We start from the raw sequence: 13487 nt of genomic DNA on the forward strand, positions 1-13487 counted from the left end.
CTGGGTGGCACCGTGCTCGCCCGACCATGCGATTCGGCGGCGTTCGATGTTTGCCGGTTACGAACAGCAGACACTGCGTCGCCGCCGGACTCGGTCAGGGATGAGCCGTGCCCGCGACAACGAAGCGGGGCTTGTCGGCGAGGTCGGTGTGTTCGACGATGCCGGTGAAGCCGGCTGCCGCGAGCAGAGTCGCCACTCCCCCGCCGTTGGTGTCGTCGTGCTCGATGGCGGTCGCGCCGCCGGGGCGCAGCAGGCGGGCAATGGTGGGGACCATCGCCCGAATGATGTCGAGGCCGTCCTGGCCGCCGAAGAGGGCGCGGTGAGGGTCGTGGTCGGCAACCTCGGGGTCCAGGATCGCCGCGTCGGGGATGTAGGGCGGGTTGGCGACGACCAGGTCGACGCGGCCCGTCAGCGGGGTGAGCAGGGCCGGGTCGGTGACGTCGTCGGCATACAGGGTGATCGGGGTGTCGCCCTCGGCGATGCGGGTGCCGGCGTTGCGACGGGCCCAGGAGAGGGCGTCGGGGTCGAGTTCGACGGCATGGACCTCGGCGTCGGGGCGAGCGTGCGCGATGGCCAGCGCCAGGGCGCCCGAGCCTGTGCACAGGTCGACGACGATCGGAGTGTGGTCGTGGGTGAGTGTCCCGAGATAGCCCAGCGCCCACGCGAACAGCAGCTCGGTCTCCGGGCGCGGGACGAACACGCCGGGGCCGACAGCGAGGTCGATCTCGCCCATCGCCGCCGTTCCGGTCAAGTGCTGCAAGGGAATTCGCGCGGCCCGCTGCTCGATCAGCGCACGGTACCGATCGGCGACCTCGAGCTCGACCATCGGGATCAGCGCCAACCGCATGCGCTCGGTGCCGAGCACATGGGCCGCGAGGTTCTCCGCGTCCGGCAGTGGCGAACCGACGCCCGCCTCGGCCAGGCGCGCGGCGGCTTCGACGATCAGCGGACGCAACCGGAGTCGTTCGGTCACTGGATCACCCCGCGCACTCGAGCGCCCCGCATGCCGATTACTCGGCAGCCATTCGGGCGTCGCGGTCGGCCTTGCCGAGCGCGTCGAGCAGCGGGTCGAGGTCACCGTCGAGGACGGCATCCAGATTGTGTGACTTGAAACCGATGCGATGGTCGGCGATCCGGTTCTCCGGGAAGTTGTAGGTGCGGATCCGCTCGGAGCGGTCGACCGTACGGATCTGGCTGGCGCGACCGGCCGCGGCTTCCTGGTCGGCCTGCTCCTCGGCCAGCGCTTGCAGCCGGGCGGCGAGTACCTGCATGGCGCGCGCCTTGTTCTGTAGCTGGGAGCGTTCGTTCTGGCAGGTCACCACGATGCCCGAGGGCAGGTGGGTGATGCGGACCGCGGAGTCGGTGGTGTTGACGCCCTGACCGCCCTTTCCGGAGGACCGGTAGACGTCGATGCGCAGGTCGGTCTCGTCGATCTGCACCTGCTCGACCTCGTCGGGCTCGGGGTAGATCAGCACGCCCGCGGCCGAGGTGTGAATGCGGCCCTGCGATTCGGTCACCGGCACGCGCTGCACCCGGTGCACCCCGCCCTCGAACTTGAATCGCGACCACACCCCGTCGCGCGCGGCGTCCTTGCTCTTGATCGACAGCGTCGCGTCCTTGTATCCGCCCAGGTCGGAATAGGTGACGTCGAGCGTCTCCACCTTCCAGCCGTGCCGCTCGGCGTACCGGATGTACATGCGGGCCAGATCGGCGGCGAACAGCGCGGATTCCTCGCCACCCTCGCCGGACTTCACCTCGAGCACCACGTCGTCTCCGTCGTGCGGGTCGCGCGGGGCGAGCAAGTCGGCGAGAGCCTGTTCCAGCTCCACCAGCTGCGTCTCCAGGCCGGGCACCTCGGCGGCGAACGACGCGTCGTCGGAGGCCAGTTCCCGGGCGGCTTCCAGATCGTCACGCACGGTCTCGAGTTTGCGATAGGTGCTCATCACCGGCGCCAGCTCGGCGAACCGCTTGCCCACCCGTCGCGCCGCACCCGCGTCGTTGTGCAACGACGGATCGGCGAGCTGCATCTCCAGGCCGGCGTACTCGGCCAGGATGTCGTCGATAGCGGACGGCTGCGTCACAGAGAGTTCCTTATGTGTGGAAAGCGATTACCTCGGGCAGAGAAACCACCGACGCCCGGCCTGCTGATGCAGTACCGGGCGTCGGGAGAGGTAACTAGGAGGCGTCTTCGGCCTTCTTGGCACCCGCGCGCTTGCCGTAGCGAGCCTCGAAGCGAGCCACGCGGCCGCCGGTGTCGAGGATCTTCTGCTTGCCCGTGTAGAACGGGTGGCACTGCGAGCAGACCTCGACCGAGATCTGGCCGGACTCCTTGGTGGAGCGAGTCTGGAAGGTGTTGCCGCAACCACACACAACGGTGGTCTCGACATACGTGGGGTGGATTCCTGCCTTCATGGGCGTCCTCTCGATAATGGTCGCCGGGTCGTAGCCCCATGGAGTGGAGTACGTGAACCGGAACCGACTAGGCGGGATGTCTGCGAACTCGCAGACACACAGTTGTCCAGTATGCCAGAGCAGACCGCACCCTCCCAGAACACCCCCCACCTCCGCTTTGTTCCCTGGGGAAACAACAAGGGCCCCGCCGAAGCGAGGCCCTTGCCGGTGGTTCTAGACGATCACTCGTCGAGAGCGCTCGGTGCGGTCTTGGAGACCGTCATCAAGAACTCGAGGTTGTTCTTGGACTTGCGCAGACGATCCATCAGCAGATCGATCGCCTGGTGCGAGTCCAGACCCGACAGCACGCGCCGCAGCTTGTGCACCACAGCCATCTCGTCGGGCGAGAGCAGCAGCTCGTCGTGGCGGGTGCTCGACGGGTTGATGTCCACCGCGGGGAACACGCGCCGCTCGGCGATCTTGCGGTCGAGCTTGAGCTCGGCGTTACCGGTGCCCTTGAACTCTTCGAAGATCACCGTGTCGCCGGTGGAACCGGTCTCCACCATCGCCGTGGCGATGATGGTGAGCGAGCCACCGTTCTCGATGTTGCGGGCCGCGCCGAGGAAACGCTTCGGCGGGTACAGCGCGGTCGAGTCGACACCACCGGAGAGGATGCGGCCCGAGGCAGGCGAGGAGTTGTTGTACGCACGGCCCAATCGGGTGATCGAATCGAGCAGCACCACAACGTCTTTGCCCATTTCCACCAGGCGCTTGGCACGCTCGATGGCGAGCTCGGCGACGGAGGTGTGGTCACCCGGCGGGCGGTCGAAGGTGGAGGCGATGACCTCACCCTTCACCGAACGCTGCATATCGGTGACCTCTTCGGGACGTTCGTCGACCAGGACAACCATGAGGTAGCACTCGGGGTTGTTGATCGCGATCGCGTTCGCGATGTCCTGCATGATCGTGGTCTTACCCGCCTTGGGCGGAGACACGATCAGCGCACGCTGGCCCTTACCGATCGGCATGATCAGGTCGATCACGCGCGTGGTGAGCTTGTTCTGCGCGGTTTCCAGGCGCAGCCGCTCGTTCGGGTACAGCGGAGTGAGCTTCTGGAAGTCCGGACGACGACGCGCCGCTTCGAGCTCGCCACCGTTCACGGTGTCCAGGCGAACCAGCGGATCGAACTTCTGCCGCTGGTTGTTCTGCTCGCCGTCACGCGGGGCGCGCACCGCACCGGTGATCGCGTCACCGCGGCGCAGGCCGTTCTTGCGGACCAGGTTCATCGACACGTACACGTCGTTGGGGCCGGCGAGGTAGCCGGAGGTCCGCACGAACGCGTAGTTGTCGAGGACATCGAGGATGCCCGCGACCGGCTGGAGCACATCGTCTTCGCGAATGTCGTAATCGCGCGCCTCGGACTGGCCGCCACCGGCGGGACCACCATCGCGGTCACGACCACGACGACGCTCGCGGAATCGACGACCCCGGCGACCGCGGCCGCCTTCCTCGTCGTCACCACCGCGGTCGTCGCGGGGTCCGCGATTGCCGCCGCTGTTGCCGTTCTGGCTCTGGTTCTGGTTGCGCTCGTTCTGATTACGGTCGCCACCGGTGCGCTCGCCACGGTCGTTGCCGTTGCGGTCGCCGCCACCGGTGCGCTCGCCACGCTCGGCGCCGTTGCGGTCGCCACGCTCGCGGCGACGCTCGCCCTGGTCGCCACCCTCGGCCTTGTCGGCCTGCTTGGTCTCCTCGGCGCGGTTCTCGGCCGGGGCGCGGTTCTCGGCGGGGGCGTTGTCGCCACCACCGGAACGGGCCTGGTCACGTCCACGACGCTGCCGACCGCGGCCACGCTGACCGCCGTCGCGACCGGAATCCTCGCCGGCGTCGGCGGGGGCGTCGGTCTTGACCTGCTCGGTCGCGGCCTGCTCGGCCGGAGCCTCGACGGTCTTGGCCTCGGGAGCCTTGACCTCGACGGGAGCCTGCTTCTCGACGGGAGCCTGCTTCTCGACGGGCGCGGCCTGCTTGTCGGCCTTGGCGGACTTCTCCACCTTCGCGGGCGCGTCGTTCTTGACGGGCGCTTCGTTCTTGGCAGGCGCTTCGTTCTTGGCAGGCGCTTCGTTCTTCGCGGGCGCGTCGTTCGCGACGGGCGCGGCGGCGGGCTTGTCCCCCTTGGCGGGCGCTCCGGATTGATTTTCCTTGATAGCGGCGATGAGATCGCCCTTACGCATTCCGGAGGTACCTCGGATACCGAGCTCCCCCGCCAGTGCGCGCAACTGCGGCAACAGCATTCCAGTCAGCCCCGATCGTGCGACGTCGGTTTGTTCGCTCATTTTCGAAATCTGTCCGGATTCACTTTCGCGGCTGCCCGAGTTCGTAGGGTTGGAATCCACCCCGGGTGTCGCGAGCAGGTCCGTTTCTGTCACGGAAGTCCTTTCCTTCCCTCGAATGCCGTGTGCTGATTCGAGGGTTCCGTTCCGTAGACCGGCAACATATGCCGAGCTCGGATTATGCGTCCATGTTCGACGCCTGTGCCGTACTACCCGCCGCGGGAGGACCGGAGGCCTTCGCCACCAGAAGACAGTGGTGAGGGGAGCGATTGCCCTGATGAAGCACCGGCGTCTGATGCGCACGATGTACGGACTTGCTCAGAATAGCTGCCTATTGCGAACAACGGCAAGGCAGGCACGCCGTCAGTCGATCGATACACCTTCGGCAATGCCGGGTTCGACCACGCGCAGACCGTCCGCTTCAGCCTGTTTACGCAGGTCATCGGGGAATTCCTCGGTGGTCAGGGCAAGAACGGTCGGGCCCGCGCCCGAGACGGTCGCCGCGATACCCGCGGCGCGCAGCAGCTCGATCCACTTCGTGGTGAGCGGTAGCGCGGGGGCACGCTGGGTCTGGTGCAACCGGTCGGCGGTGGCCGACATCAGCAGATCGGGACGTTCGGTCAGCGCGACGACGGCCAGCGCCGCCCGGCTGACGTTGAACGCCGCGTCACCGTGGGGCACCTGCTCGGGCAGCAGCCCCCGGGTATGCGCCGTGGAGGAGCGTTCCTGGGGGATCAGCACCACCGGGCGCAGCGCCGACGCCGGGGTGAGCCGCACCGCCCGGTAGGCGCGGGCCCGCTCGGCATCGGTTTCGGTCCACGACACCACGATTGCGCCGAGTACGCTGGCCGCGGCATTGTCGGGATGGCCTTCGAACTCCGAGGCGAGCTGCACCAGCCGTTCGTCGTCGACGCGCAGCTCGGGGTCGAACTTCGCGGCCAGCCCGACGCCGGCGGCAAGCCCGCCGACCACGGCCGACGCGCTGGAGCCCAGGCCACGCGAGTGCGGAATCACGTTGCGGCACACCACGTCGAGACCGTCGGCCCACACACCCAGCGATTCCAGTCCACGCTCGATCGCGCGGACCACCAGATGTGTTGGGCCCCAAGGCACGTCGTCGGCGCCTTCACCCTCGACACGGATATCGAGACCCGATTCGGTGGTGCGTACCACGATTTCGTCGTAGATGCCCAATGCCATTCCCAGACAATCGAATCCGGGACCGAGATTGGCCGTGGAGGCGGGAACACGCACGGTCACTTCGAGACCGGCGGGCAACGTCGCTGTCATCAGCGTGGGCTCGGATGCGGCCAACTCAGGCCAGCTCGAGTTCACGGGCGATCGCGACCGGGTCGACGGCGATCGGCTTCACCTCGGGCATTCCGGCCAGCGCGTTGTCGGGGTCCTTGAGACCGTTGCCGGTCACGGTGCACACGACGGTCAGGCCCGAATTTAGCCAGCCTTCCTTGCGCGCGGCCAGCAGACCGGCCACGCTCGCGGCCGACGCGGGCTCCACGAAGACGCCCTCCTTCGCGGCGACGAGGCGATAGGCGGCCAGGATCTCGTCGTCGGTGGCCGCGCGGAACGCGCCACCGGACTGCTCCTTGGCTTCCATCGCACCGTTCCACGACGCCGGGGCGCCGATCCGGATGGCGGTCGCGATGGTCTCCGGGTCCTTCACCGGCGCGCCGTTGACCAGTGGCGCGGCACCGGCGGCCTGCACGCCGAGCATGCGCGGCAGCACCGAGGTGATGCCGTCGGCGTAGTACTCGCGGTACCCACGCCAGTAGGCGGTGATGTTGCCGGCGTTACCGACCGGAAGCACGTGCACATCGGGCGCCTTGCCGAGGACGTCGCAGATCTCGAACGAGGCGGTCTTCTGGCCTTCGATCCGCGCCGGGTTCACCGAGTTCACGAGGCCGACCTGCGGGAACTCCGCGGTCACCTTGCGCGCCAGCTCGAGACAGTCGTCGAAGTTGCCCTCGACCTGGATGATCTTGGCGCCGAGCATCACGGCCTGGGCCAGCTTGCCCATCGCGATCTTGCCCTGCGGGATCAGCACCGCGCATTCCATGCCCGCGCGGGTGGCGTACGCCGCGGCCGAGGCCGAGGTGTTGCCGGTCGACGCGCACAGCACGGCCTTCTGGCCGCGGTACTTGGCGTCGGTCATCGCCATGGTCATGCCGCGGTCCTTGAACGAACCGGTCGGGTTGGCACCTTCGACCTTGAGATACACCTCGCATCCGGTGAGCGCGGACAGGTGCGGCGCGGGGACCAGCGGGGTACCGCCCTCGAACAGGGTCACCGGCTCCCAGTCGGCCGCACCGGCCAAGCGGTCGCGGTAGGCAGCGATCAGACCGGGCCAGCGCGAGTGCACGCCGGTCTGGGGGGCGATGCCGTTCGTCATTCTTCGGTGCCTTCCAATCTGAGAACGCTGGTCACAGCGGTGACGGATTCCATGTCCGCCAATACGGCGACAGTATCTGCCAGCGACGACTCCACCGCATGGTGGGTGACGACCACGAGCCGGGCGCCGTCGCCGTGGCCCTGCTGACGCACGGTCGAGATGCTCACCCCGTGCTGGGCGAAGGTGTCGGCGACCGCGGCGAGCACGCCGGGACGGTCCTCCACCTGCAGGTTCACGTGGTAGCGGGTGGGGGTGTCGCCGATCGGCGCGATCGGCAGCTCAGCATAGACCGATTCGCCGGGCGCGCGACCACCGTAGAACTTGTTACGCGCGGCCATCACCAGGTCACCGAGCACGGCCGACGCGGTGGGGGCGCCACCGGCACCCTGCCCGTAGAACATCAGGCGACCAGCGTTGTCGGCTTCCACGACGACAGCGTTGAACGCGCCGTTCACCGAGGCCAGCGGGTGCTTGCGCGGGATGAGCGCCGGGTAGACGCGCACCGAGACGCGATCCTTGCCGCCCTCTTCCAGCGTGGGCTCGCCCGGACCGGCCGAGACGCGCTCGCAGATGGCGAGCAGCTTGACCGTGCAGCCGACGGCCGACGCGGTCTCCAGGTCTTCGGCGGTGATCTTGGAGATGCCCTCGCGATAGACATCGGCCGCGGTCACACGGGTGTGGAACGCCAGCGAGGCCAGGATCGCGGCCTTGGCGGCAGCGTCGTAGCCCTCGACGTCGGCGGTGGGGTCGGCCTCGGCGTAGCCGAGCGCGGTGGCCTCGGCGAGGACGTCGTCGTAGGCGGCGCCGGTCTCGTCCATCGCGGAGAGGATGAAGTTGGTGGTGCCGTTGACGATGCCGACGACCTTGTTCACCCGGTCACCCGACAGCGACTGGATCAGCGGCCGGACCACCGGGATCGCACCGGCGACGGCGGCCTCGAAGTACAGGTCGGCGCGGCTGCCCTCGGCGGCGGCGGCGAGTTCGCCGGTGTAGTCGGCCAGCAGCGCCTTGTTGGCGGTGACGACGGACTTGCCCGCGTTGAGGGCGTCGCCGATCAGTTTGCGGGCGGGGTCGATGCCGCCCATGACCTCGACGACCAGGTCGACGTCGTCGCGAGCGACGAGCGCGGAGGCGTCGGTGGTGAGCAGCTCGGCGGGCAGACCGCGGTCCTTGCTGATGTCGCGCACCGCGACACCGCGCAGCACGAGCGGCGCTCCGACGCGCGAACGCAGGTCATCGGCGTGATCGCGCAGCACGCGAACCACCTCGGTGCCGACAGTGCCCATCCCGAGCACGGCTACGCCGAGCGGACGTCCCGCGTCTTTGGTGCCGTTCATTCTTCCACCTCCAGGCTGAGCAGGTCCGCCACCGTTTCCCGGCGCAGAATCAGTCGCGCCGCACCGTCACGCACCGCGACCACGGCGGGCCGGGTGAGCAGGTTGTAGCGGCTCGACATCGAGTAGCAGTACGCACCGGTCGCCGCCACGGCCACCAGGTCACCGGGGGCCGCATCGGCGGGCATCCACGTGTCACGAATGACGATATCGCCACTCTCGCAATGCTTTCCGACCACGCGCGCGACGACCGCATGGGCGTCCGAAGAGCGCGAGACCAGACGGCAATCGTAGTCGGCCTGATACAGCGCGGGGCGGATATTGTCGCTCATCCCGCCGTCCACGCTGACGTAGCGACGGCGCGCGCCACCGTCGAGTTCGACATCCTTGATGGTGCCGACCTCGTACAGGGTGACGGTGCCGGGACCCGCGATGGCGCGACCCGGTTCCACGGCGATGGTCGGCTCGGGCAGCCCGGCACGGGCGGCCTCGGCCGCGACCAGCGCGCGCAGGTTGGTGGCGAATTCGCCCAGCGGCGGCGGGTTGTCGCTCGGCAGGTACGAAATGCCGAGACCACCGCCGAGATCCAGGGTCGAGATCTGGGCGGTGCGGTCGATGCCGAACTTGTCGATGGCCTCGCGCAGCAGGCCGAGCATGCGGCGCGCGGCGATCTCGAAGCCGTCGAGTTCGAAGATCTGCGAGCCGATGTGGCTGTGCAGACCGACCAGACGCAGGTTGTCGGCCTCGAAAACGCGCGCGAGCGCTTCCATGGCGTCGCCGCCCGCGATCGAGAAGCCGAACTTCTGGTCCTCGTGCGCGGTGGAGATGTACTCGTGAGTGTGTGCCTCGACGCCGACGGTCACGCGGACCAGCACGTCCTGCACCACGCCCGCCGCACCGGCGACCGCTTCGAGCCGCTCGATCTCGTAGAGCGAGTCGACGACCACGTGCCCCACACCGGCCGTGACGGCCGCTTCGAGCTCGGGCACCGACTTGTTGTTGCCGTGCAGCGCGATGCGCTCGGCCGGGAAACCGGCGTTCAGCGCGACCGCGAGCTCGCCGCCGGAGCACACGTCGAGGGAAAGGCCCTCGTCACGGATCCAGCGCGCGATCTCGCCACACAGGAACGCCTTGGACGCGTAGTGCACGCGGGCGTTCGGCCCGAACGCGGCGACCATGTCGCGGCAGCGCGAGCGGAAGTCGTCCTCGTCGATCACGAACAGCGGCGTGCCGTACTGCTCGGCGAGCTCGGTGACGGGCACGCCGGCCAGCGCGACCACACCGTCGTCTCCGCGTGAGGCATTGCGCGGCCAGACGTTCTCGGGGAGGTCGATCATCTCCCTCGGGTCGGTCGGGCGCTCGGCCAGACTCGGCGCGTGCGGGATCTCTGCGTGCCGGGGACCGGCCGGGTGTGCACTCATCGCGGTGCGTCCTTCCTGAAAAGCTTGCCGGTGTTCACATGCGCTCCGGTGCGCTCACGCCGAGCAGGGCGAGGCCGTTGGCCAGCACCTGACGGGTCGCCTTGACCAGTTCGAGGCGAGCCGCGTTGAGCGGGGTGACGGCGTCGTCGCCCTTGGGCAGCACACGCATGTCGTCGTCGGACTGGAACGGGTGGTAGACCCCGGCCAGTTCTTCGAGGTAGCGGGCGATGCGGTGCGGTTCGCGGGTGTCGGCCGCGGTGGCGACCACGCGCGGGAAGTCCCCGAGGGTGCGGATCAGATCACCTTCGCGACCCGAGGTCATCAGCGCGAAATCTGGTTCGACAGAAGCGAATTCGGGGTACTTCGCGGCATTGCCGATGATGCTGCTGGTCCGCGAGTGCGCGTACTGGACGTAGTAGACCGGGTTCTCGCTGCTCGCCTTGGTCCACAGGTCCAGGTCGATGTCGATGCTCGAGTTCACCGAGGAACGCACCAGCGAGTAGCGCGAGGCGTCGACACCGATCTGCTCGACCAGGTCGTTGAGAGTCACCACGGTGCCCGCGCGCTTGCTCATCTTCACGGCGACGCCGTCGCGCACCAGGTTCACCATCTGCCCGATCAGCACCTCGACGGTGTCGGGATTGTCGCCGAACGCGGCGGCGGCAGCCTTCAACCGGCCGATGTAGCCGTGGTGGTCGGCGCCGAGCATGTAGATGGCCAGGTCGAAGCCGCGGCCACGCTTGTTCTGGAAGTAGGCGATGTCACCGGCGATGTAGGCGGCGTTGCCGTCGCTCTTGAGGACCACGCGGTCCTTGTCGTCGCCGTATTCGGTGCTGGCGATCCACCACGCACCGTCCTTCTCGTACAGGTTGCCCGAGTTCTTCAGCTGCTCGACGGCCTGTTCGACGGCGCCGGAGGCGAACAGTTCGCTCTCGTTGAAGTACACGTCGAAATCGGTGCCGAACTCGTGCAGGTCCGCGCGGATCTGGGCGAACATCTGCTGCACGCCCTCGCTGCGGAACACCTCGTGCCGCTCGTCGGCGGGCAGGGTGAGCACATCGGGATGCGCGGCGACGATGCTCGCGCTGATCTCGGCGATGTACTCGCCCGCGTACCCGTCCTCCGGAGTCGGTTCGCCCAGCGCGGACGCGACCAGCGACTTCGCGAAGCGGTCGATCTGCGCGCCGTGGTCGTTGAAGTAGTACTCCCGGGTCACGTCGGCGCCCTGAGCGGCCAGGATGCGACCCAGCGCGTCACCGACGGCGGCCCAGCGGGTACCGCCCAGGTGCACCGGACCGGTCGGGTTCGCGGAGACGAACTCGAGGTTGATCTTGGTACCCGCCAGCGCGAACCCGGTGCCGTAGATCTCCCCCGCGGCCAGGATCTGGCTGACGATGGCGCCCTGCGCCGAAGCGGCGAGACGGATGTTCAGGAAGCCGGGCCCGGCGATCTCGGCCACATCGATACCCTCGGTGGCCGACAGCGCCTCGGCCAGCCAGCCTGCCAGCTCGCGAGGGTTGGTTCCGACCCGCTTGGCCACCTGCATGGCCACATTCGTGGCATAGTCGCCGTGTTCGGGGTTGCGCGGACGCTCCACTGTGACCTGCTCGGGCAGGACCGACGAGTCCAGTCCGCGTTCGACAAGCACCTTCGCCGCGGTGGTACGAAGGAGATCTGCAAGGTCAGCTGGAGTCACGAGTCTCTATCCTATTGGCTGGGCCCCTTGCAACCACGACCGCCCGCCACGAACCCACCGATCCACACGTCGAAAGAGCACAACGAGCGATGCCTAGCAGGACCAGCGCCACATCAGCCAAGGCCGTGCGGGCCGCGGGGAAGTCGTCTCCGTCCCGCAAGACCCGCAAGGGCAACCTTCCGGGCAAGAAGCGCGACACCCCATGGGTGCTGCTCGGCGCGGGCGTCGCCATCGTCGCGCTGATCGGGCTGCTGGCCTACAGCCTGGTGCCCAAGTACATGGACCAGGCCGCGATCCGCGAAGCCCAGACCGACCTCAAGGAATGGGTCCCCTCCAAGGAGAACCAGGACCCGTCGGCGAAGATCGACGGCGTCGTGAAGTCGGAGTACCCGGCCGGTCTGCACGTGACCGCCAGCCAGCGCGTGGCCTACGACAAGGCCCCCGCCTTCGGCGGCCCGCACGACGGCGCATGGGCGAACTGCACGGGCACCGTGTACGCCAAGCCGATCCGCATGGAGAACGCGGTGCACTCGCTCGAGCACGGCGCGGTCTGGATCGCGTACAACCCCGACAAGGTCGACGCGGCCGGTGTCGAGAAGCTGTCGAACTTCGTCAAGGGCCGTCAGTACTCGCTGATGTCGCCGTACCCGGGTCTGGACTCGGCGATCTCGCTGCAGTCGTGGGGACACCAGCTCAAGCTGGACAACGCCGACGACGCGCGGATCAAGCAGTTCATCTCCGCCCTGCGCGAGAACCCCTACGCCTACCCCGAGGTCGGCGCGAGCTGCTCTAACCCGATCTTCGACGCGAACAACCCGCCGCCGTTCGACTCCTCGCCCTACGGTCCCGAAGCGGTCCCGATGGACGGCAAGGGCCTGACGCAGGACCAGACCGAACTCGGTGGCGGCGGCACGGGCTCGGGCATCCCCGGCCTGCCGAACATCCCGATGCCGGGCGGCCTGCCCGCGGGTCAGTAGTGAGCGCGGACGAGAGCGCGGTCGAACCCGACGACACCGCGCCCGAGTCGAGCGCGCGTCGCCCGGCCGGGGCGGTGCTCGTTCTCGGCGCGATCGGTCTGCTGCTGCTCGGCGCGGTGGCGGGCGTGCTGTTGCGGATGCCGCTGGAGAAGAACGCCGAACCGGAGCCGAGCGCGGTCGACATCGGTTTCAGTCAGGACATGTCGGCGCACCACGCTCAGGCCGTCGACATGGCCGGGGTGGCGCTGATCGCCTCGACCGACAACGACGTGCGTCGCCTCGCCTACGACATCCTGACCACCCAGCAGAACCAGATCGGCCGCATGCAGGCGTGGTTGCAGCTGTGGGGCGAGTCCAACCAGAACGTCGACGGCTACATGGGCTGGATGAGCGACGACCACGGCAACACCGGCCACCACGGCGGTTCCACCGCCGAGCCGGCGATGTCGGGCCCGATGCAGTCCATGCCCGGTATGGCGAGTCAGGAAGAGATGACAGCGCTGCGCCAGTCGACCGGCCCCGCGCTGGACACGATGTTCCTGCAACTGATGCTGCGCCATCACCAGGGCGGCGTCCCGATGCTCGACTACGCCGCCGAGCACGCCGACACCACCGCGGTCCGCACCCTGGCCGCCACGATGTCGAAAACCCAAGAGGGCGAATCGCAGCTGATGACCACCATGCTCGCCGCCCGCAACGCCACCCCCCTCCCCCTCAGCTGACAACCACGGCCGGACCGGCTCCAACCCCCGGTCCGGCACAGTTTTTGGCGCACCGCACTCGATGCGATACGCTGTCGCTGCCCGATCGCCTCACCGCGACCGGCATCTATCCCGCCCTCGTAGCTCAGGGGATAGAGCGTCTGCCTCCGGAGCAGAAGGCCGCAGGTTCGATTCCTGCCGAGGGCACCGAAGAAGGCCCCGACCGCCTGGTC

The 13487-nt window shown here is 68.2% G+C and carries 11 protein-coding genes and 1 tRNA gene; 3 read left to right on the forward strand and 9 right to left on the reverse strand.

Going from position 1 to position 13487, the window contains the following annotated elements; translation table 11 throughout:
• Window positions 1-94: 94 nt before the first annotated feature.
• The 9 genes from prmC to argS all read right to left on the reverse strand — a co-directional run bounded on the left by prmC (window position 95) and on the right by argS (window position 11576).
• Window positions 95-973, reverse strand: coding sequence for a peptide chain release factor N(5)-glutamine methyltransferase (prmC, locus tag ACWF99_RS12650; RefSeq protein ID WP_452535996.1), 879 nt, complete (start codon window positions 971-973; stop codon window positions 95-97).
• A gap of 37 nt (window positions 974-1010) precedes the next feature.
• The gene (prfA, locus tag ACWF99_RS12655; protein ID WP_062984459.1) at window positions 1011-2081 is read right to left on the reverse strand and encodes a peptide chain release factor 1; all 1071 of its coding nucleotides are present in this window, start codon (window positions 2079-2081) and stop codon (window positions 1011-1013) included.
• A 94-nt stretch (window positions 2082-2175) separates the two neighbouring features.
• A complete protein-coding gene (gene rpmE, locus ACWF99_RS12660) occupies window positions 2176-2412 on the reverse strand; it encodes a 50S ribosomal protein L31 (RefSeq protein WP_067447685.1) in 237 nt (78 codons plus the stop codon).
• Window positions 2413-2633: 221 nt separating this feature from the next.
• The gene (gene rho, locus ACWF99_RS12665) at window positions 2634-4814 is read right to left on the reverse strand and encodes a transcription termination factor Rho (protein WP_452535997.1); all 2181 of its coding nucleotides are present in this window, start codon (window positions 4812-4814) and stop codon (window positions 2634-2636) included.
• A 267-nt stretch (window positions 4815-5081) separates the two neighbouring features.
• The gene (gene thrB / locus ACWF99_RS12670; protein ID WP_378635758.1) at window positions 5082-6008 is read right to left on the reverse strand and encodes a homoserine kinase; all 927 of its coding nucleotides are present in this window, start codon (window positions 6006-6008) and stop codon (window positions 5082-5084) included.
• Between the two features lie 25 nt (window positions 6009-6033).
• Window positions 6034-7125 carry a threonine synthase gene (thrC, locus tag ACWF99_RS12675; protein WP_452535998.1) on the reverse strand — a complete coding sequence of 364 codons (1092 nt, stop codon included), beginning with the start codon at window positions 7123-7125 and terminating at the stop codon, window positions 6034-6036.
• Entirely contained in the window at window positions 7122-8462 is a 1341-nt protein-coding gene (locus tag ACWF99_RS12680) for a homoserine dehydrogenase (protein WP_358071802.1), read from the reverse strand. Before ACWF99_RS12680 ends, thrC begins: the two co-directional genes overlap by 4 nt.
• The gene (gene lysA / locus ACWF99_RS12685) at window positions 8459-9880 is read right to left on the reverse strand and encodes a diaminopimelate decarboxylase (RefSeq protein WP_378635753.1); all 1422 of its coding nucleotides are present in this window, start codon (window positions 9878-9880) and stop codon (window positions 8459-8461) included. Before lysA ends, ACWF99_RS12680 begins: the two co-directional genes overlap by 4 nt.
• A gap of 34 nt (window positions 9881-9914) precedes the next feature.
• Complete coding sequence (gene argS, locus ACWF99_RS12690; protein WP_378663186.1) at window positions 9915-11576, reverse strand: arginine--tRNA ligase; 1662 nt, start codon at window positions 11574-11576, stop codon at window positions 9915-9917.
• A gap of 89 nt (window positions 11577-11665) precedes the next feature.
• On the opposite strand from argS, the gene ACWF99_RS12695 reads away from it, so the two are divergent.
• The 3 genes from ACWF99_RS12695 (at window position 11666) to ACWF99_RS12705 (ending at window position 13461) form a co-directional block, all read left to right on the forward strand.
• Window positions 11666-12553 carry a DUF3105 domain-containing protein gene (locus ACWF99_RS12695; protein ID WP_378635748.1) on the forward strand — a complete coding sequence of 296 codons (888 nt, stop codon included), beginning with the start codon at window positions 11666-11668 and terminating at the stop codon, window positions 12551-12553.
• Window positions 12553-13275, forward strand: a complete 723-nt coding sequence (locus ACWF99_RS12700; protein ID WP_452535999.1) for a DUF305 domain-containing protein — start codon at window positions 12553-12555, stop codon at window positions 13273-13275. The genes ACWF99_RS12695 and ACWF99_RS12700 overlap by 1 nt, the downstream gene beginning before the upstream one ends.
• Window positions 13276-13388: 113 nt before the next feature.
• Window positions 13389-13461: transfer RNA gene (locus ACWF99_RS12705), tRNA-Arg, on the forward strand.
• Window positions 13462-13487 lie beyond the last annotated feature (26 nt).

This window comes from Nocardia sp. NPDC055002 (assembly GCF_053608825.1).